Here is a 21447-nt window from a genome sequence, read left to right as displayed (position 1 = left end):
TTTTTTTTAAATTTCTTTGAGATGACAGGCTTTTAAAAATTGATATGTTGAATCATACAATTCACTCGGTCTGGTCCAATCATTATCATCTACATTCGGTAGGTAAATCACCACTCCTTGACGCGCACGAGTCAACAAAACACGATAAGTATTCAGTAGATATTTTTGCTTTTCCATCTGATTGATGTTCTGCCATTTTGTTCCTTTAAATGCTTGATAACACCAACCATCCTTAAAGTAAAAATTAATATCCCACGCAACACAGCAGTAATCTAATTCTAATCCTTGAACATCAAATTCTGTGGCGACATCTTCTAAGTAATATGAAGAACGTACATCAATTGTAGAATTCAAAAACCAATCAGATGGTGTGATTTTATTTTTAACATCAATCCCCTCTGCTTTGAGTCTTCTTGCGCCTGAGCTCGCAACCATGCCGTAACGCTCTGTCCCTTTAGCTTGTTGTTTTAGCCACGACTTGGCTCTTTCCAAGTTCCTTGTTAAAACAATTGGATAGGATTCTATAACTTGGCTATAAATATGTTGTGCTTTCGTCGCATCCCCATCTAAAATTGCTTGGACAAGTTCAGCAACTCTTTCACTTCTAAACGACCTTACTGATACCGCCAAATGTAAATCAGGTTCTTTATTACCATACTGAATTAAATGATGCTTTCGGCTTTGATCTTGTATATAGACACGATCCTCTAAAATTTTCTCAGAATAATAAATCTGCCATTCAGGATAATGCTGTTGTAAAGCATCTAACCATTCGATAACCCCTGCTTCTCCAGTGTTAATCTCTTGACCGCCACCGATCAAACAAATAATCACACACCAATCTGTGTGCCGATCCATTACCTCAATCAAAAATTGTGGTTCAGATTTATCAAAGCTCTGAATTCCCTTTTTTTGCTTCATAAAGTTAGAAACTTGTTCTTTGCGCCAAGCTCTTTGTGCCTCATCAAATACTACCACCTTTTCAATAGGAGCTTCTAATGACCTTAAGTACTCATCTCGAAAGTGATGGATATTTTGAATAAAAGCTTTTGCTTTTCTTTCAGCACTTGATCTGGTTTCAAGTTGACCTTCAGTTTTTGCTGTTTCGACTGTTTGTCGAATCAGCGCTTCCCTTAGCACATCAACAAGTGGGCCATTGCCAGAGAGAAAAACTGAATGTTCTGATTCGTCTTTTTTTAGTCGCTGGTTAGCAATATTCAGCCCTGCTAATGTTTTTCCAGCACCCGGTACTCCTGTAAGAAAACAAATTGCCTTATGTCGTTTTTCTTTTGTTGTTTCAATAATATGTTCAATACGTGCTGAAGTTATTTTTAAATTAATCGCCCCTGCATCACTTCTGGAAATATCTTCAACTTGATGTCCTTGATAAAGTGCTTTCGCTGCTTCAATGATTGTGGGTGTCGGTCTATAGCTGGCTTGATTCCACTCTTGGATATTAATGTCCATACCCACATCATAATGCGCAAGAGCCTGTAGAATCATTTGGTTTAAATTGTACTGATGACAACAAATGGGTGCTCCAAGATCATCTACATCCTCCCAAATGATCTCTTGTGTATCCGCTTCAGTAGCTATAAGAATTGGAATAATTTTTTTATCATGACTTTGTGAATGAAAATTCTTTAAATCCAAGCAATAATCAATCACCTGATTTTTTGCAGTTGTAGAGTAAAAACTTTCCCCAACCTTAAACTCAATAACAAAGATTAAATTACGAATAATCAGAATATTATCAGCACGCTTCCCCATTCGAGGAATGCTGTACTCAAAGTAAAGATGACCCTTTGCTATACCAACTAAATTTGCTTTTAAAATATCTATTTGTGCTAACCAAGCATTTTTCTGTAAATCTTCAAGTGCAAATTCATGATGCTGTGCCAAATTACCTAAGATTAAGTCATTTGAGCTAGATAAAAAATCTTGGATGGAACTTTGATAATAACTTCTTAGCATTTTTAGATTCTTTGAGATTTTTTAATATTGTCGATACGAAAAACCTCCCTTTTGGGAGGTTTTTCGTTTAGAGCCTAAAGATTATTTCGAACCTTTAATCCCGGCTTGAAGTAATAGTGCTCCTAAACCACCAATTTTATTTTCTTGTGGTTTAGCCGCTTGAGGTTTCTTGCCATGCGGGCGGTCACCTTGTGGACGTGCATGCTGTGGACGTTTGCCTTGTGGCTTGCGCTCACCGCGTTGCTCATTGTCACGACGTGGTTGACGTGGTGCTTTCGCTGGCGCTTCCGAACCTTCAGGACGCATCGACAGATTGACACGGTTACGTTCCACATCAACGTTCAGTACACGAACTTGTACGATTTGACCTGGTTTTACCACTTTATGCGGATCAGCCACAAATTCATTGGCTAATTCAGAAATATGTACCAAACCATCCTGATGTACACCAACATCCACGAAAGCACCGAAGTTAGTCACATTGGTGACTACGCCTTCCAGCTGCATGCCTTCAGTCAATTGAGCCACTTCAGTAATATCATCACGGAATTTTGCGGTACGGAATTCTGGACGCGGGTCACGGCCAGGTTTTTCCAGTTCAGCCAAAACGTCCTGAACGGTTGGCAGCCCGAATTTATCATCGACAAACTCTTCAGCATTGACCTGGCGAATGATTTCAGTATTGCCAATAATATCTTTTACAGTCGTTGCTTTCGCTTCAACAATTTTAGATACCAGTGGATAAGACTCAGGGTGAACTGCAGAAGCATCTAATGGTTCTGAACCTTGCTGGATACGCAAGAAACCAGCCGCCTGTTCAAAAGTACGTTCGCCTAGGCGTGGCACTTTTTTCAGATCCTGACGGTTGTCAAAACGGCCATTTTCCTTACGGAAGTCCACGATTTGCTGCGCGATTGATTTGTTCAGACCTGCGATATAACCCAAGATTGCAGCAGATGCAGTATTCACATCCACACCGACCGAGTTCACACAGTCTTCAACCACTGCTTCAAGAGTTTTTGCCAGACCGGTCTGGTTTACATCATGCTGGTACTGACCTACACCAATGGACTTAGGATCGATTTTCACCAGTTCTGCTAATGGATCTTGCAGACGGCGTGCAATTGATACTGCACCACGGATCGATACATCCAGTTCAGGCAATTCCTGAGAAGCCAGTTCAGATGCTGAATAAACAGAAGCACCCGCTTCTGAAACAGAAACACGAGTCAATTTCAGGTCGCCATTTGCAGCCATCATTTCAGCAATTAACGCTTCAGTTTCACGGCTTGCTGTACCATTACCGATTGCAATCAGGTCAACATTGAATTCGCGGCAAAGACGTGCCAATTCAGCCAGTGAACCTTCTTTATCATCTTTCGGTGCAAATGGGTAAATGGTGCTATGTGCCAATACATCACCTGATTCATTCACCACTGCCAGTTTTACGCCAGTACGGATACCAGGATCTACGCCCAGTGTCGTACGTGCGCCTGCAGGCGCAGAAAGCAGTAGATGACGCAGGTTTTCAGCAAAGACCTGCATTGCTTCAGCTTCAGCAGCCAGACGTTTTTCAGTCAATAATGAATGTTCGATCGTTGGACGAACTTTACCAAGCCAGAACAGTTTCGCAGTTTGCTTTAAGAAATCCTGACGAGATTGCGGCTGAATGGTATCCAGGTTGTATTCAGTTTCAATACGTGCCAATGGTGCATCATCTTCACCATCTACTTTAAGGCCCAGTACATTTTCCTGACGGCCACGTAGCATTGCCAATAAACGATGAGAAGGTACCTTGTTCAGATTTTCAGAGAAATCGAAGTAATCACGGAATTTTTTACCAACTTCTTTTTTCTCTTCGCTAGCGACCAGACTTTTCAGCACGGCAGTTTTAGCAAACATTGCTTTAAGCTCAGTGGTCAACGCAATATTCTGCGCCCAGTCATCAATCACGATATGCTGGATCGCATCGAGCTGACTTTCCTGATCTGGATAATCTTCATGGCTAAAGCCCGCCAAAGCTTCTGCTGGATCCACGGCTTCAGTAAAGATTTTTTCTGCAATCGGACCTAAACCAGCTTCTTTGGCTTTAAACGATTTGCTGGTACGTTTTGGACGGTATGGTGCGTAAATTTCTTCTAGGGCATTTTTAGTTTCTGCCGCATTCACCCGTGCCAATAAATCATCAGATAATTTATTTTGTTCTTTTAGTGATTCGATCACCTTTTCACGGCGTTCATACAAATCACGCAAATACGATAAACGTGTATCGAGCTGGCGTAGTTGCGTATCGTCTAAGCCCTGCGTTACTTCTTTACGGTAACGTGCAATGAAAGGAACGCTGGCACCCTCATCAATCAGTTTGATGGCAGCTTCTACTTGATTTGGACGTACGGCAAGTTCTTTTGCCAACTGCTGAACTAAGTCAGTCATCGTGTTTGATCCCACAAGGATAAGTACTAAATGGCATGATTATAAAGACCAGGTCTATAAAATCCACCATTGTTTTTATTAATTTATATAAGCTTCAGATAACCGTATACGATCGTTTTCCAGTTTTTCCACTAAAGTTTGCATGAACTTTGCATTTTATTCTTGTTCCGGGACGATTTTTTTCGCATATAGATGTATATATTTGGTATCTATGTCTTGATTTTAACTGCAATATTTGATGCTTTAGAGCATAGTCAATTAATAGTAATGAATCGTATACTCAAAGCATATTTCATTTTTTGTTTATGACGACAATAAAGAATAAAGGAGCACCTCATGAGTTTAGTGGTACCTGCTGAAAAACCCGATGCTGTACATACCGAAACCGACCGGGTCGAGCGCATCCTGGTTGTCGATGATGATGTGCGTCTGCGTACCCTGTTACAACGTTTCCTTGAAGATAAAGGCTTCGTCGTTAAAACTGCGCACGATGCTACCCAGATGGATCGACTATTACAGCGGGAACTGTTTTCTCTAATTGTGCTCGATTTTATGCTGCCTGTAGAAGACGGCCTCAGCATCTGTCGTCGCCTACGCCAGTCGAATATTGATATTCCAATTATTATGCTTACCGCACGTGGCAGCGATTCGGATCGTATTGCCGGTCTGGAAGCCGGTGCAGATGATTACTTGCCTAAGCCATTTAATCCAAATGAATTACTGGCACGTATCCGTGCAGTTTTGCGTCGTCAAGTTCGTGAAGTTCCAGGTGCTCCTAGCCAGCAAATGGAAGTGGTATCCTTTGGCCCATGGTCACTGGATCTGTCGACACGTACCCTGACTCGTGAGGGCCAGGTAGTGACCCTGACCACTGGTGAATTTGCGGTATTGAAAGCACTGGTTCAGCATCCACGTGAACCTTTAACGCGTGACAAACTGATGAATCTGGCACGTGGCCGTGAATGGGGTGCGATGGAACGTTCAATTGACGTTCAGGTATCACGCTTACGTCGTTTGATTGAAGAAAACCCTGCCCGTGCGCGTTATATTCAAACCGTTTGGGGTGTCGGTTATGTGTTTGTTCCAGATGGTGCTGAATAATTTTCTTATTAGAAGAAAGTAAAATATTCGTCCGTCTATCAATTTAGTTTTTAATTACGTGACAAATTCATTCGCAACTGTTTGAGGCAGGAGGTATTCATCTCTAATGTTTCTGCGATAAATTGATTACTTGCCGCAATTTGACGAGTTTTGCGAATGAAAATGGTTTTGCCTACTTTTGCCGAAACAAAAGTAGGTCGAACCGAAGGTTTTAACCTATATCTAAATTACAGATGGTTTGACTCCGGTGTGATAAGGCCTTTTAATCAACTCATAATAATTTGCTGAAGTCATAGCACAGGATTGCTCAGTGAAACTCGACCCCATCGACCCACAAAAATTTACCGATTTTGTCAGCTACTCAGAAAAAAAACGCACCCCTTGGGAACGCTTTCTGGACAAAATCAAACCGCGCTCTGCAGCAATGCGAACCACTGTACTGGTGGTCTTTGTGGTCTGTTTCAGCCTGTTCATGTCAATCTGGTTTTTCTGGCGCACACTTTATTTACCTGAAATTCAGCAACACGCGCGTTATCTGGCCATGGAGCTGGAAATTCTCAATAATCCGGACCTGCGTCTTTATCATAAAGAACAGGAAGTCGATATTGATACCTGGCTCAAAAACCGGATCGGAATCGAATATGTCACCAATCCGGCTGAATATCCGAATGTAAAAGACAAGGTCATTGCCGAATTCTTTACTAACCAGATTGAAACCAAACTGGCCAAAGAATTAAGAATCGAACAGGCAACCGTTTATTTTCAGTTCAAGCCAAGTCCACGCATCTGGATTCAAACTCCAGAAATGAATGGCAACTGGGTACGTGAGCCTCTTAAAACCTATGCCAACTATAGCCCTGAACTGATTCTAGGCTGGCTGCTTGGTACGCCACTCATTGCCGGAATTATTATCCTGACCCTGGTGCGTCAGCTGAACCGCCCTTTACGCCGCTTGCAGAATGCAGCAAACAGCTATAGTAAAAATGGTTCCGCTCCTTATCTGGATACCAATCATGGTCCGCTGGAAATCCGTCAGGTGAATCATGCCTTTAACCAGATGATTTATACCTTGGATCAAACCGAGCGTGATCGTCGAATCATGCTCGCGGGGATTTCACATGACCTGCGTACACCGTTGACCCGTATCCGTCTTAGCGCAGAAATGATGCCGGATGAAGACTTTCTCAAGGAAGGCCTGATTTATGACGTCGAGGATATGGATGCCATTCTGAACCAGTTCATTTCCTATATGCGGGATGGTTCCGATGAAGAGCTGCAAGAAACCAATGTCAATGTGCTGTTGCAGGAACTGGTCAAGCAGTTTAAGCCACTTGATATTCGCTTTACACCTCAAGAGATACCGCTGGTTGAGGTACGCAGCATGTCGCTGAAACGCCTGATTGGTAACCTGATCAACAACTCAAAACGCTATGGTGCGGAACCGATCGAGCTGGCTGCCTATGTGCAGGACCATAAACTGATGATCAGTGTGGCCGATCATGGTGAAGGGATTCCAGAAGACCAGATTGAAGCACTGATGCAACCCTTTGTTCGTGGAAATTCTGCGCGTACCGTACAAGGCAGTGGTCTGGGTCTGGCCATTGTCAAGCGTATTGTTGATATTCACTCAGGTGAGCTGCATATCCAGAATCGGCCTGAAGGCGGTCTGGAAGCCATTATTGCCTTACCTCTGAAATCAGCGGATTCAGAGGCGCCCGCTGCCCCAACCACCTTGGATAAAATTCGTCAAACGCTCACTGATCACTTCTAGTAAGTGATCATAAAAGCAACAAACGACTTTTTAGTATTTCTATATAATTCATTTTAATTTTTAATAATTCAATCATTTAAAAAACATCATTTTTCATTATACCTACATTTAGCTAAAAAATTAGACCTTAGCCTAACACCTATGCAAAATACATTTTTTGATCGGTACAATCCGTATCATTATTTAAGAATTTATGAGAGTTGAAATGTCTTTAGATCGTATCCGTTTAGCCTCCCTACACAACAAAGTCATCAGCCCTGAACAAGCTGCTGAATTCATCGAAGATGGTATGACTGTGGGTATGAGTGGCTTTACTCGCGCTGGTGAAGCGAAGGCGGTTCCTTTAGCTTTGGTACAACGCGCAAAAGCAAATCCACTGAAAATCACGTTGATCACAGGTGCATCACTCGGTAACGATTTGGACAAGCAACTCACTGAAGCAGGCGTATTGGCACGTCGTTTACCATTCCAGGTAGATAGCACTTTACGTAAAGCGATCAACAAAGGTGAAGTGATGTTCATCGATCAGCATTTGTCTGAAACCGTTGAACAGATGCGTAACCAGCAGTTGAAAAAACCTGATGTGGCGGTAATTGAAGCGGTTGCGATCACTGAAGATGGCGGCATCATTCCAACAACTTCTGTAGGTAACTCTGCAAGTTTTGCAATTTTTGCTGAGAAAGTGATTGTTGAAATCAACACGAATTTAAGTCCTGCATTTGAAGGCTTGCACGACATCTACATCCCGACTTACCGTCCAACACGTCAAGCAATTCCATTGACTCAAGTGGATGAGCGTATCGGTACACATGCAATCAATATTGATCCTTCAAAAATCGTGGGTATCGTATTCAACAATGAATTGCATGACTCTCCATCAACTGTAACTGCACCAGATGATGAGACTCAATCAATTGCTAACCACTTGATCGCTTTCTTTGAAAAAGAAGTAGCTGAAGAGCGTTTACCGAAAAACCTTGGTCCTCTTCAAGCAGGGATCGGTTCAATTGCAAACGCAGTATTGACTGGTCTGAAAGATTCAAACTTCGAAGACTTGATCATGTACTCAGAAGTACTACAAGACTGTACGTTTGAATTGATCGATGCCGGTAAAATGAAGTTTGCTTCAGGTTCTTCTATTACACTTTCTGCTAAATATGGCGAAAAAGTATTTAACAACCTTGAGCACTACAAAGACAAACTTGTATTACGTCCACAGGAAATTTCAAACCATCCTGAACTGGTACGCCGTTTAGGTATTATCGGCATCAACACTGCACTTGAGTTTGATATTTACGGTAACGTGAACTCAACTCACGTATGTGGTACCAAAATGATGAACGGTATTGGTGGTTCAGGTGACTTCGCGCGTAATGCCCACTTGGCGATCTTCGTAACCAAATCAATCGCGAAAGGTGGCGACATCTCTTCTGTAGTGCCGTTTGCTTCACATATCGACCATGCAGAACACGATGTTGATATCCTTGTGACTGAACAAGGTCTTGCAGATCTTCGTGGTCTGGCGCCACGTGAACGTGCTCGTGCGATCATCGACAACTGTGCCCACCCAATGTACCGTGATGCATTAAATGACTACTTCGACCGTGCATGTGCGAAAGGTGGCCATACCCCTCACCTGCTTCGTGAAGCATTGTCTTGGCACTCTAACTTTGAAGAAAATGGTCATATGCTTGCAGTAGAAGCTGCAGTCAAAACTGCTTAATTGACCGCTTCAGAAAACGCCCTACGGGGCGTTTTTTTATGGGAAAAATAATAAATAAACGAGGACAAATCCATCTATAAAAATCTAATCAGCTTAACTTCCTAAATATTTTGAATGATTAAACTGCACTTAGTCTGGATGCAGGGCTTTAAATTCCAGTTCTTCACCCTCATACTTCTAACAAGACAAAGATTAGAGACATGACATGCGCGTAGATATTTGGTCAGATGTGGTCTGCCCTTTTTGCTATATTGGTAAAAAACGGCTGGAAGCTGCTGCAAAGGAAAGCGGAATTGAACTTGAAGTCCATTGGCATAGTTTTCAGCTAGATCCTGAAGCGCCAGTCCGTCAGGAAGTTTCCAACTCTGAGCGTTTGGCACAAAAATATGGCCGTTCAGTGGCAGAAGTTGAAGACATGCAGCGCAATATCGCAGCCATGGCCAAACAGGAAGGCATTGAATTTAACTGGGAAGGTGCCAACTCTGGCAATACCTTGAATGCGCATCGCATCATTCACCTGGCACAAAGCAAAGGCTTGGGCAATGAAGCTCAGGAAGCTTTTTTCTACAGCTATATGACGCAAGGCCTGCCAATTGGTGAACGTGAAACGTTGGAAGATGTCGCGGCGCGTATTGGCCTGAACCCGGTTGAAGTAGATGATTTACTCGACTCGGATGAGTTTGCGGACTTTGTTAAATTTGACCAGGAAGTAGCACGTGACCAGCTCAAAGTTACCGGTGTTCCTTTCTTTGTATTTGATCAGCGCATTGCTTTGGCAGGTGCTCAGCCGAAGGAAGTTTTCTTGCAAGTTCTTGAAAAAGCTTTAGAGGAACCACAGCAACAGCCAGCAGCTGATCAGTGTTCTACAGATGCTTGTGATGTTCCGGCAAAGCCTGAATAAAAACTAAATCAAATCAAAAAATCCCCATTCAAGATGGGGATTTTTTTATGAATGATGTGAATTATTCAACCAGAAAACTGATCTTTAGATTGACACGATATTCGGTAATTTTATTGTCATTAATCACGACTTTCTGTTCATTGATCCAGGCACCTTGAACATTTTTAATCGTCTCTGTGACTTTCGCGATGCCAGTCTGAATTGCATCCTCAAAGCTTTTACTACTGCTTGAATTAACTTCTACCACTTTTGCAATTGCCATGATTCAACACTCACTCTGTGAAGATAGAAGCATTCATCTTAGTCGATTTAAATTTCTCTACAGCTCCTAGCAAACAAGTAATAGCAAAAACTTACAGGGAATGAACAAATACTGATCTGCCCTTACTGCTTTAAAAAAAATTTAAATCTGGATCTCTAGTTTTAAATAATCAACAAATAAATGTTTGCTTAAAAGCTTCTAAAACATCTAAAAAATGTATAAAAAACAATCCAAAACCATCTAGAGCAAATATTCTAATATATTGTTTTATAGAGTATTTTATCTAAATTTAGTTGCTTTTCTTGCCGATTTGATCATTTTTTATTAATTGCCATTTGATATTATTTTTCACGTGATTTAAGACTAATTTTTTCCTTGTTCAAGCTCTTGAACATCCAGATATCAAAAGGTCATGTTATGAAAACTGTTAAATTTTTATGCGCAGCAACTGTGATGGCTTTTTCTCTACAAGCTTCAGCACAAATGGCTCAAGTGGTTTATCTTCCAGATTTCCCTGTAAGCAAAGCACCAGTTGAAACTGTAGCTACAGATACTGCAACTGCAGAAACTGAAAAAGCGGCTTAAGTCTTTAAGCAAAATCTCCCAGCAGGCTGAATTATTCAGCCTGTTTTTATTTCAGGGCTTCAAAAATCTAACTCGTTCTTCTATTTAGAGAGCATTAAAAACCTCATTATTTTTTATTTTATTTTGATTTCGTTCACTTTTTATTCAAAAACAACTACCAATTTCGCTTAAAAAATACTCAAAATAATCAAGTATTTTGCCAATCAAATGCTTATAATCAAAACCTGATCTTTTATGGATTTCAGACTTTCTTGTTATGAACCAGCTTCAAGCATTAATACAGGGAAAAATTTCTCCGCAGGCAATTTCTGTGGATTTTTTGATTGAAATGGCTGAGCGTTATCCAGATCCCAACTCTACCGAATATAAATTGGTAGAACTTGCGGTCAATATGATCATGGCCAAGTCACTGGATAAAGCACTCAAATATATCTAGAGAGCTAAAATGAATGCTTTAGAAAAAGCAAAGTTAATTAAAGAATTAAATGAATTGGGGCAGCAACTAGAACATAAATCCCTCAGTTTATATGAAGCCGCCCGAACCAAAAAACGGCTCCAGGATATTTTTCATCTCTGTGATGAACCTGTTTTTAAAAATCAGATTTTAAGTTTTAAATCCCGTGTCCAGCCTGAGCTGGCAGCACATCAGTTTGCGGCGAGCACCGAGTTTCATCACTGTTATCGCGGTTATTTTAAGAATCCTGTCCAGCTGCAACAGGCACTCACTGCACATTCAGAAACAGGCTGGGCCTTTTTGCATCAGCCACAACAAGGCTGGCAAATCTGGCTGGGTCCTGTAGAGCAAACTGATTTTTTACATAGTGAATGGGATGAATTAGCAAATTGCCATCACTGGCTTTTGCAGCAACAGCAACAAGACGCATATTTTCCTCTCGATCCCCAACTGGATATTCCGGCTTTATCTGTTCAGGATGCCGAATTCAATACGCTTACCCTAGAAATCGCGCGTTATCATCAGGGCAGTTTGCAGATCCAGACCAAGATCACTGCACCTCAATTGTCTAAAACAATTAAACCTGATTTAGACAGAGCAACTAGCGAAACAGAAGAAGCTAAAACAGCTGAGCTGTCTATAGAAATAGACAACACGGATAGTTCATCCTCTATTTTGATAATAGATGAAAATATTAATTTTCCTGAATCTATACAGCTAGGTAAATTCTCTGCCCTGCTGCATCCCTTAGAACATGCTGGAGCGACTATACGGCGTCTCTGTGCCCTAGAATTACAACCGACTGTCTCCCAACCGGCCGATCTGGAAATAGCGCTATATTATGCCGAGGAAGAGCACTGGCAGGCACGTCCTGTTTATCTCTCCATGCAGACCGATCAGCAAGGGCAAGGTCTGAAATATCTGATGCTCTTAGGCGCACCGAGCCTCTTGCAGGCCAATTCCTGTATCCAGCACTGGGGCACGCAACGTGGACGGCGTTGTATAGAGATAAAATCCATATCATGGGCAGCTTTAGGTGCCTGTCTTGATCAGATAGATCTTTTCAGTGAAATATATCTGCAACAAGCCGAAACGGTCTGGATGCCTGAGGAAAGCTATGCCTATATTCCGGCTCGGTGTATTCATCAAAAGAAATTTATTACTTTTGAGGAAGCACCCGCTGATTTTTCTACTCCAATTTTATTACTACAGGAACATCAGAAAATTCGGGTGATTCATGGAGAACGTCGCCTGGCATTGTCCGATCAGGAAATCGCTTATCCTTATTTAATGCTCAAACGAGATAAGGATTTGAATTGGCAAAAAATTCATCAAATTGTTTTAGGATTGTCACAGCCGGTACGGGTTTTAGATCTTTATATGGCAATTCAGGCACAAATCATTAAATAATTGATGTAGTTATGTAGTTTATCCTTGCTTTTTTTCCTTATTTTTTAGAAAACTAGCGCAGTAAATAAAATACGATAAGAGCAAGAATCAACTCATGCGAATAAACCAAATTACTCGAATCTTATTGCTATCACTTGGCGTGGGATTAAGTAGTAGCCCAGTTTGGGCAGAAGCATCTCCTACAGAACCTGCAGAAACAGAACAGCCTACAGGTACAGGTACAGGTACAGGTACAGGTACAGGTACAGGTACAGGTACAGGTACAGGTATTTTAGATCAGATTCCACGCTTGATCGATGCCACGCCTACGATTTTACCTGAACAGTCAGACGAAGCGATGGTACCCACCACCGAAGAAACAGAAGATAAATCTTGGGCTGACAAAAAGCAGAAAAGAATCCGTGAATGGGCAGACCGCACCGCACATAAGATTGATAACTGGTTTGGCCAGACCAACCCGGATGAGCCAGCAACTGCGACTTTGCGAATCATCCTGGATAATAGCTGGGACAAATATGAAAACTATGAAATCAAGCCGAGGATTCGAGGAAAAATCAAGCTTCCAACCTTGGAACAAAAGTTAAGTCTGGTCTTTGGTGATGACAGCCTGGATAACGAACTGGATAGCAATGTCGCAATTACCAATGAAAATCCTGGCAATGCCCGGGATAAAAATCTGGATATTCGCCGTACCCGTGAAAACAACAGCTCGTTTGCACTCCGCTGGTCAGAATTTTCAAATGGCCTACCTTTCGATAGCGATCTGGATCTGGGGGTACGTTCTGGGGATGATATCTATGTACGGGCCAAAATCAGCAAAGAATGGGCGATGCAGAATGACTTCTCTTTTCATGCCGAACAGATTTATCGCTATGGATTGCAGAGTGAAAATTATTTGCGGACCAACCTGGAACTGATCCATGCTCGTCCCAATGAGGCCTTTTTTTCCAATCAGTTAAGTTTAACCTATGCAGATGAGCAGGAAGACGATTTGACCTGGGACAACTATACCTTCAGACAGCATCAATTTTTCCAGGGCAACCGCTTTAACTATGGCATCTATACGGGCGGCTATCTGGATGATAAAGATTTACGCTTAAATCGCTGGGGACCTTATGTGTCCTGGAGACAGCCTTTCTTACGTGAATGGTTCTTTGTGCAAGGCGACCTGAACTATCTGAATGATGACCGACTGGACCGAAGCCATTATCTGGGTGCGATGGTACGTCTTGAGGCCATTTTCTAAATTTGAACAAATCCGAAACTATAAAAGCCCATAAAATATGGGCTTTTTAATGTCTGAATCCAATAAGTTTTTATTGGCGGTGCTCAACCGTTGTAAAGGCAATTCGATCACTACGAATCATACGTTTTTGCTGCAAAGAAGGCTGTTCCATCTGTGGCATATTCCATACCGCGCGGTCGGTACGCTGCATTCGTTTTACTTTTGGCGCTTCTTTTTTCATGGGTGCCTGAAAACTAATACGATCGCTACGAGTCACTTTTTTGGACTCAGTATCGGCCAGTGTGGCTACGCTCATTGACATCAGAATGATTGTACTCAGACTCATCATCAGTGATTTTTTCATGGGAGAATTCTCTTAACTTAATAATCGTTATTATAAATTAATATTTTAATTATTATCTATTTTATAGATTTAAAACTTAAAGGTATTTTTTTATTCTGGCTATCGCTTTTTTAAATCATTAAAAGGGAATTCAAGCTTTAAAAGCTAAATTCAGAACATAAAAAATCCCTCCGTAGAGGGATTTTTGAAATATAAAAATTAACCCAACAATAGGCTGTTAATACGTTTTACATACTCAGCCGGATTTTCTGGTAGACCACCTTCTGCAATCATCGCCTGATCAAAGATAACATTGGCCAGATCATCAAACTGGGCAGAACCTTCCAGTTTTTTCACCAGTGGATGTTCCGGGTTGATCTCCAGAATCGGCTTCACATCAGGTACAGGCTGACCTGCATCTTTCAGCATACGGATCAGTTGTGGAGAAAGCTCCCCTTCCCCTGTGACCAGACAGGCTGGTGAATCAACCAGACGAGTTGTTACACGCACCTCTTTCGTTTTATCTTTCAGAGAATCAGTCAACTTTTCAACCACAGGTTTGAACTGTTCAGCAGCAGCTTCGAGTGCTTTCTTCTCTTCCGCATCTTGTAGATCACCTAGATCGACTGCACCCTTAGATACGTTTTGCAATGGCGTACCATCAAACTCATGCACGAAGTTCATTGCCCATTCATCGACGCGCTCTGACATCAGCAATACTTCAATGCCTTTTTTCTTGAACACTTCCAGTTGCGGTGAGTTTTTCGCAGCATTCAGGCTTTCAGCAGTAATATAGTAAATCGCTTTCTGGCCTTCCTTCATGCGTGCTTTATAGTCCGCCAATGAAGTGCTCACCTCATCATTGGTCGAAGTTGCATAGCGCAGCAGTTTCAAGATGCGTTCGCGATTACCGAAATCTTCACCCAGACCTTCTTTCAGCACCGCACCAAATTCGCGGTAGAAAGTTTTGAAGTTTTCCTGATCTTTTTCATCTTCAGATTTTGCCAGATTATCCAAAGTGGTCAGAATACGGCGAGTGTTACCTTCACGGATGGTTTTCACATCACGGCTTTCCTGCAGCAATTCACGGCTCACATTTAATGGCAGATCGGCACTGTCTACCACGCCCTGTACAAAGCGCAGATAGTTTGGAATCAGGTTATCCGCATCATCCATAATGAAGACACGTTTCACATAGAGCTTGATGCCGGCCTTGGCTTCACGAGTGAAAATATCCTGTGGTGCCTTGCTTGGGATATAAAGCAGTTGGGTGTATTCAGTACTACCTTCAACACGGTTATGCGCCCAAGCCAATGGTGCAGCAAAATCATGAGTCAGGTTTTTATAGAATTCGGTATATTGCTCTTCAGTAATCTCAGATTTATTCCGAGTCCACAATGCGCTGGCCGAGTTAATCGCTTCCCACTCATCGGTCTTCACATATTGACCGCCTTTTGGTGTTTCACCTTCAGCAGATTCTTCTTCCTGCCAGACTTCTTTTTGCATCTGGATTGGCAGGCTAATGTGATCTGAGTATTTATTGATGATCTGTTTGACTTTATAGCTTTGCAGATAATCCAACGCATCTTCACGCAGATGCAGGATAATATCGGTACCACGACCTTCTTTAGTGATCTGTTCAACTTCGAATTCACCAGTACCGCCACTGATCCAGCGCACCCCTTCTGAGGTATCCGTACCGGCACGACGTGATTCTACAGTAATCTTATCAGCCACAATAAAGCCTGAGTAGAAACCGACACCAAACTGGCCAATCAGCTGAGCATCAGCTTTCTGATCACCCGTCAGTTTTGACATAAAGTCTTTGGTACCAGATTTGGCAATTGTCCCCAAATTTTCAATGGCTTCTTGCTGGCTTAAACCGATCCCGTTATCTGAAATGGTAATAGTTTTATTTTCTGGATCGAGGCTGACACGTACGCGGAGGTCAGGATCATTTTCATAATATTCAGGATGGTTGATCCCTTCAAAACGTAATTTGTCACACGCATCTGAAGCATTAGAAATTAATTCACGCAGGAAAATTTCAGGATTTGAATAAAGTGAATGGGTCACAAGGTGCAGTAACTGCGCTACCTCAGCCTGGAAACTGTGTTTTTGTACGCTTAAATCGCTCATGAATCACTCCTATTATTTTAGATACAGATGTTAACTGTTGCCTATATGAATGGAGTGAGTTCAATAATTTTCAATAGCCTTAAAATAATTTTTTCGCAAAAAATATTTTTATGGCTTTCATTTTTATCAGTTTAATTGATGGGATGGACAAGACTTAATAAGGTCCCATCTTATAGATACGATCAAAATGCAGATCCAGCTGCTGCTGACGCATATTATAGACCTGACTCAAGCAGGATACAGATTCCTGACAGCGGTCACGAAATTGTAGCCATTTCACCTGATCGCGTTGAATCACCGAACGTGTTCCCATCGGCACCATACGGCGCAAGATGTTATAGCTGGTACTCATTTTGACATCAGCGTCATTCAGCAAACGATGTTCACAAATTGTTTTCTCAGTCGCGGTTGTCGCTTTCTGACAATTAAAACTGGCAGCATAACTCTGTGAAATAAACAGCGTGCTGAAGATCAAAAGGCTCTTCGACAAAAAACTCATGCTTTGATCTTCCTTATTATTAAGTCGTATTCAATTAATATTTACTTTATTCGTTTTAATATATTTGAGTATTGCCAATCTGCTCAATTTCAATACGTTATAAATCGTTGTTATTTTGAAAAAAAGCCCCATGCAGGATGAGGCTTTTGGAAAAAATGAACCAAAAAATTGGAGCTTAGAATTTATAGCTATAACCGATCGTATAAACCCAAGGATCGATTCCAAATTCACCTAAATTAATTTTTGTCCCATCAGCAGTCTTTGCTTCCAGATCTGTATCTAAGTCTGCATAACGTGCATCAACAAATACACCCCAGTTTTTTGCATCCGCTGGCTGGAAGTTAAAGCCGACTTGGCCAGCTACCCCATAAGCAACATCTGCATCAAGCTTTGCTACACCTAATGCGTCTTTTGCAGTTTGGCTAAATTCTTCATCCCATGGAATGAATACTGTAGCACCTACACCGATATATGGAGTAAAGCGGCTTGAATTTTTAAAATTATATTTGGCTGTAATCGTTGGTGGTAGATGTTTTAATGATGCAATTTTCACATCACCCGCCATCTCAACATCATGTTTAAATGGGGTAGCCAATAATAATTCGGCTGAAATATTGTCATTGAAGAAATATTCGACTGAAGGAGTAAAATTGAGTTCGCTACTTGCTTTAGCATCTTCAACTACACCAGGAATCAGGTCAGTTTCCTGAGTAGGCGCTAATACAGAAGCCCCCACTTTCACTTGCCATTGCCCTGCCATCGCAGATGCTGAAAGACCCATTAATGCAATTAGAGCTACTTGCTTTAACATTTTAAAATACCCCCAAGGGAAGAATAATTATTAAGAAAATATTTCTTAATTAATAATAAACACGGCTTAAATTAATATGCAATAGAGATTATAAAACTAATTTTTATTTATTATTTAAGTATATGTAATTATTAAATATTTATTTTAAATTGACTATATTGGTTGGCTTTAAATACCCAGTAAATTAATCAGATTAAAATAATAATATTCAGAGTAAAATAATCAGGTTTATATTAATTTTTTATTTAAATATATATTTTAAATACATCTTATAATTTATTTTAAATCTAGGCAAATCTGCTCCGATTTATATCAGAGCAGATTAAAATGAACTTACAGAACCATGGCTGCAATCCAGCCAAAAATGATAAGCGGAATATTAAAATGAATGAAGGTTGGAACCACACTATCCTTCATATGGTCATGCTGACCATCCATATTCAGACCGGATGTTGGGCCTAAAGTTGAATCTGATGCTGGAGAACCGGCATCGCCCAAAGCAGCCGCAGTCCCAATGATCGCAATAGTTGCTGCAGGACTAAAACCAAATTGAATACAGAGCGGTACATAAATAATCGCCAGAATCGGAATGGTAGAGAATGATGAACCGATACCCAGAGTAATCAGCAGACCAATCAACAACATTAAAAAGGCGGCAAGTGCCTGGCTATTACCAATCCAGTCAACCGACGCTTCAACCAGCGCAGGAACCTGTCCTGTTGCCTCAATCACGGCAGCAAAACCTTGCGCGGCAATCATGATAAAGCCAACCAGGGCCATCATACGCATACCGGTGATGATCACATCATCTGCTTCTTTCCATTTAAAGATTCCGGCACAACTCAAGATTGCGACACCGACCAGACCGGCAAGAATCATGGAATCTGAATAGAGCTGTACCACAAGAGTTGCAATCACCGCGATCGCTGCCATCCAGATGGTCAGTTTGGCAATTTGCGGTTTCGCTGATTTTTGTTCTACACCCAGTTCAGCAGAGATACTTTGCTGCTGTTCCACATGGATATCTTTATAGAGACGCGGCTTACGGTAGCTGATAAACATGGCCACCAGCAAACCCACGAACATACCTGAGACCGGAATCGCCATCGCAGCGGGAATCTGGTCATAAGTAATCTCAAAGCCATAAGGTTTACCAAAGGTATTGATGTTATGGCCCAGAATATCATTCAGGAAGATGGCACCAAAACCGACTGGAACCAGCATATATGTTCCCACCAGACCAAAGGTCAGCAGACAGGCCACCAAACGGCGATCCAGCTTCAGATGGTTAAATACCAGCAATAATGGTGGAATCAGAACCGGAATAAAGGCAATGTGTACCGGAATCACGTTTTGTGAGAAAACGGCAGCCAATGCCACTGTACAGAAGATCAGATATTTAACCTTGTTCTGTGCCTTTTCTGATGCCTCACCTTTTAAGGTGGTAATCATTTTATAGGCCAGCAAGTCAGGCAAACCGGAACGTGCCAAGGCCAAAGCAAAAGCACCCAAGATGCCATAAGCCAAGGCAATTTTAGCGCCGCCGCCCAGACCATTGTTAAATGCATCTAAAGTTCCCTGGAGGCCAAGACCTGCCAGCAAACCACCCGTAACAGCACCAATGACCAGGGCAAAAACCACAGGTACACGTGCCAATGAGAGTCCAAACATGACTCCAATAGCAGCAAGAATTGCGAACATAATGAATTGGGAATGAGAGAAAACGGCTATTTTATCAGAAAATCCGGATAAAAATTCTTCCACTTATCCCTTGCCGAGTCACGTTCCCAATCTCCATATTAAGTAGTTGCTGTTAATTTCTGCTGAATAAAATTATGAATCAGATGAGCCACCTGTTCCGGCTGGCTTAGGATAGCCCAGTGATTGGCATTCAGTTCTACCCGGGAAAAATCTTCCACCCATTTTGGCATTTCATCAATCAGATCCGGACCAACAAACTGGTCCTTTTTGAGCACAATTGCCTGTACCGGACAGATCGCAAAACGCTGTCTAGGTCGAGATAAACGCGGCAAAAAGTTCGCCCGATACAGATTGACGCCATATTTTCCATCTTTGACAATATTCTGGTTTAGCGGCAGATTTTCCTGCTGTTCCAGCTGACTGATCATTTTGCCCCAACGTTCTGCATTAAAGAAATTCCATGCGGTAGGTGCTATAAAAGGCAGCTGGAATACCGCGATATACCAAGACTTGGTCATCTGTTTAAAAAACTTGGCCTTATACTGTTTAAACTGTTCACGCATCCAGAAAGCAGCATGATCCAGACATGGACCTGACATGGTGCTAAAAGACAAAATCCGGCCTTTAAATTTAGGTTCGGTGACTGCTTCCCAAGCCTGGATTGACCCCCAGTCATGAGCCGCAAGGTGGAAAGCTCGTCCTGGCAAGACCTGATCGACCACTTGCTCTAAATCTGCACACAGACGTTCCAGACGATAATCCCGAATTTTCTTGGGAACGCTGGAGTCTCCTGCTCCGCGCACATCATAGGTCACCACAAAATAATCCTGAACGAGGTGAGAAATTACCGCTTCCCAAACATCCTGATGGTCAGGATAACCATGAACCAGCACCAAAGCCGGTCGCTCAGGCTCACCCCAGGTTTTCACATAGAGACGTTGATGATCGCTGGTATCTACCCACTGGCTATGTCTTTGCATAGATGTATCCTTATTCGCTGATTGACTCTTTTATTGTTGAAATAGGCACGATTTATCAATGCCAGCTTATTTTTGTTGTTCTAGTATGCATACAAGACCAGAAAAAAGAATATCCGCATGAGCCTATTACGAAAAATTCAGCAACTGCCTTTATTATCCAAATTTATCCTGAATCGCTATGCCCCTTATCGTGGAGCAGGCATTGTCATTGATGAAATGGACTTTGCCAATTATCACGTTCGCGTGAAAATGCCACTGACTCGCAAGAATCAGAATATTGTGGGAGTACATTTTGGTGGCAGCCTGTATTCCATGGTCGACCCTTTTTATATGTTATTGCTGATGCATCATCTTGGTCCGAAATACATTGTTTGGGATAAAAGCTCTACCATTCAGTTTCTGGCGCCAGGACGCGGAACAGTCTATGCTGACATCCGGATTTCCAAGCAGGAAGTACAAACAGTAAAAGAACTGGCAGCTAACCATAGTCCGGTTTATCGCCAGTATCAGCTTAATATTTATGATGATTCCGGTGTGCGTATCGCTGAGGTACAAAAGACCGTTTATATCCGCCTTAAACAGAGCAAAGGCAAGCCTCGAGAAGCTAAATAACGAAATTGAATAAACTAAAAGCGCCATTGAGGCGCTTTTAAATCGATCTGGAGGATAGTTCTGTCGATTAACGACGACGGTTATTCTGTTCGATCGCTGCACCAGCACCACCACCGATGGCACCACCAATTGCAGCCCCACCTGTACCGCCAAAGATGCTTTTACCCACTGCAGAACCTACAGCACCACCGACACCACTATAGGTCGCATTACGGTTTGAACCACCTTGAGCTTTACTACCGACTGCTGCACCGGCACCACCGCCAACTGCTGCACCAACACCACCACCTACTCTGTTACCTACACCACCACCCACTGCACCACCGAGCGCAGCTGCGCCAATACGCTGATCTTTAGCAGACATATTTTCACAGCCTGCCAACATAAAAGTGGAGATAGTTGCAACAGCCATTACGCTCATTAACTTTTTCATGATCTTGGCCTTCCTTCGTGCTTTGACTTAAGATTAACCTGATTTTAAGGAGCGATTCATAACAAGATGTTAAATCTTGAAACCCTCATG

The 21447-nt window shown here is 42.0% G+C and carries 19 protein-coding genes; 9 read left to right on the top strand and 10 right to left on the bottom strand.

The window, feature by feature from the left end:
* Positions 1 to 6: 6 nt before the first annotated feature.
* Both FTV25_RS01130 and FTV25_RS01125 read right to left on the bottom strand, forming a co-directional pair.
* Positions 7 to 1974: a DUF2075 domain-containing protein gene (locus FTV25_RS01130; RefSeq protein WP_180002534.1), complete on the bottom strand. Its 1968-nt coding sequence runs from the start codon at positions 1972 to 1974 to the stop codon at positions 7 to 9.
* A gap of 81 nt (positions 1975 to 2055) precedes the next feature.
* Positions 2056 to 4407, bottom strand: coding sequence for a Tex family protein (locus FTV25_RS01125; RefSeq protein WP_180002533.1), 2352 nt, complete (start codon positions 4405 to 4407; stop codon positions 2056 to 2058).
* A gap of 336 nt (positions 4408 to 4743) precedes the next feature.
* Here FTV25_RS01125 and ompR point away from each other — a divergent pair, with 336 nt between their 5' ends.
* From ompR to FTV25_RS01105, 4 genes are all read left to right on the top strand, one after another.
* Positions 4744 to 5508 carry a two-component system response regulator OmpR gene (gene ompR, locus FTV25_RS01120; RefSeq protein ID WP_004781707.1) on the top strand — a complete coding sequence of 255 codons (765 nt, stop codon included), beginning with the start codon at positions 4744 to 4746 and terminating at the stop codon, positions 5506 to 5508.
* Between the two features lie 310 nt (positions 5509 to 5818).
* Positions 5819 to 7279 (top strand): ATP-binding protein, encoded by a 1461-nt coding sequence (locus tag FTV25_RS01115; protein WP_180002532.1) that lies wholly within the window; start codon positions 5819 to 5821, stop codon positions 7277 to 7279.
* 205 nt (positions 7280 to 7484) lie between these two features.
* Positions 7485 to 9002, top strand: coding sequence for an acetyl-CoA hydrolase/transferase family protein (locus FTV25_RS01110; RefSeq protein WP_159123434.1), 1518 nt, complete (start codon positions 7485 to 7487; stop codon positions 9000 to 9002).
* A 205-nt stretch (positions 9003 to 9207) separates the two neighbouring features.
* Positions 9208 to 9903, top strand: coding sequence for a DsbA family oxidoreductase (locus FTV25_RS01105; RefSeq protein ID WP_159123435.1), 696 nt, complete (start codon positions 9208 to 9210; stop codon positions 9901 to 9903).
* Positions 9904 to 9964: 61 nt separating this feature from the next.
* Here the strand turns inward: FTV25_RS01105 and FTV25_RS01100 are convergent, their stop codons facing one another.
* On the bottom strand, positions 9965 to 10165 hold the full coding sequence (locus FTV25_RS01100) for a dodecin family protein (protein ID WP_005232506.1): 201 nt from the start codon (positions 10163 to 10165) through the stop codon (positions 9965 to 9967).
* 417 nt (positions 10166 to 10582) lie between these two features.
* On the opposite strand from FTV25_RS01100, the gene FTV25_RS01095 reads away from it, so the two are divergent.
* The 4 genes from FTV25_RS01095 to FTV25_RS01080 all read left to right on the top strand — a co-directional run bounded on the left by FTV25_RS01095 (position 10583) and on the right by FTV25_RS01080 (position 13860).
* Positions 10583 to 10750, top strand: a complete 168-nt coding sequence (locus FTV25_RS01095; protein ID WP_004781698.1) for a hypothetical protein — start codon at positions 10583 to 10585, stop codon at positions 10748 to 10750.
* 256 nt (positions 10751 to 11006) lie between these two features.
* Positions 11007 to 11186, top strand: coding sequence for a hypothetical protein (locus FTV25_RS01090; RefSeq protein WP_004781696.1), 180 nt, complete (start codon positions 11007 to 11009; stop codon positions 11184 to 11186).
* 9 nt (positions 11187 to 11195) lie between these two features.
* Positions 11196 to 12614 carry a hypothetical protein gene (locus FTV25_RS01085; protein WP_180002531.1) on the top strand — a complete coding sequence of 473 codons (1419 nt, stop codon included), beginning with the start codon at positions 11196 to 11198 and terminating at the stop codon, positions 12612 to 12614.
* Positions 12615 to 12708: 94 nt separating this feature from the next.
* On the top strand, positions 12709 to 13860 hold the full coding sequence (locus FTV25_RS01080; RefSeq protein ID WP_180002530.1) for a hypothetical protein: 1152 nt from the start codon (positions 12709 to 12711) through the stop codon (positions 13858 to 13860).
* A gap of 70 nt (positions 13861 to 13930) precedes the next feature.
* Here FTV25_RS01080 and FTV25_RS01075 read toward each other — a convergent pair whose 3' ends face one another.
* From FTV25_RS01075 to FTV25_RS01050, 6 genes are all read right to left on the bottom strand, one after another.
* On the bottom strand, positions 13931 to 14203 hold the full coding sequence (locus FTV25_RS01075; protein WP_180002529.1) for a hypothetical protein: 273 nt from the start codon (positions 14201 to 14203) through the stop codon (positions 13931 to 13933).
* Positions 14204 to 14401: 198 nt separating this feature from the next.
* Positions 14402 to 16321, bottom strand: a complete 1920-nt coding sequence (gene htpG, locus FTV25_RS01070; protein WP_180002528.1) for a molecular chaperone HtpG — start codon at positions 16319 to 16321, stop codon at positions 14402 to 14404.
* A gap of 154 nt (positions 16322 to 16475) precedes the next feature.
* Entirely contained in the window at positions 16476 to 16820 is a 345-nt protein-coding gene (locus FTV25_RS01065; RefSeq protein ID WP_034170983.1) for a lysozyme inhibitor LprI family protein, read from the bottom strand.
* 175 nt (positions 16821 to 16995) lie between these two features.
* Positions 16996 to 17631: an OmpW family protein gene (locus FTV25_RS01060; RefSeq protein ID WP_034706934.1), complete on the bottom strand. Its 636-nt coding sequence runs from the start codon at positions 17629 to 17631 to the stop codon at positions 16996 to 16998.
* A gap of 333 nt (positions 17632 to 17964) precedes the next feature.
* The gene (locus FTV25_RS01055; protein WP_159123440.1) at positions 17965 to 19332 is read right to left on the bottom strand and encodes a Na+/H+ antiporter family protein; all 1368 of its coding nucleotides are present in this window, start codon (positions 19330 to 19332) and stop codon (positions 17965 to 17967) included.
* Positions 19333 to 19430: 98 nt separating this feature from the next.
* On the bottom strand, positions 19431 to 20312 hold the full coding sequence (locus FTV25_RS01050) for an alpha/beta fold hydrolase (RefSeq protein ID WP_180002527.1): 882 nt from the start codon (positions 20310 to 20312) through the stop codon (positions 19431 to 19433).
* Between the two features lie 117 nt (positions 20313 to 20429).
* On the opposite strand from FTV25_RS01050, the gene FTV25_RS01045 reads away from it, so the two are divergent.
* Positions 20430 to 20924 carry a DUF4442 domain-containing protein gene (locus FTV25_RS01045; RefSeq protein WP_159123442.1) on the top strand — a complete coding sequence of 165 codons (495 nt, stop codon included), beginning with the start codon at positions 20430 to 20432 and terminating at the stop codon, positions 20922 to 20924.
* Positions 20925 to 20991: 67 nt separating this feature from the next.
* On the opposite strand, the gene FTV25_RS01040 is transcribed toward FTV25_RS01045, so the two are convergent.
* Positions 20992 to 21357: a DNA transfer protein p32 gene (locus tag FTV25_RS01040; protein ID WP_034170980.1), complete on the bottom strand. Its 366-nt coding sequence runs from the start codon at positions 21355 to 21357 to the stop codon at positions 20992 to 20994.
* Positions 21358 to 21447 lie beyond the last annotated feature (90 nt).

It is taken from the genome of Acinetobacter sp. YH12249, assembly GCF_013417475.1.
Lineage (GTDB): Bacteria > Pseudomonadota > Gammaproteobacteria > Pseudomonadales > Moraxellaceae > Acinetobacter.
This window is presented reverse-complemented; position numbering and strand designations above follow the sequence as displayed.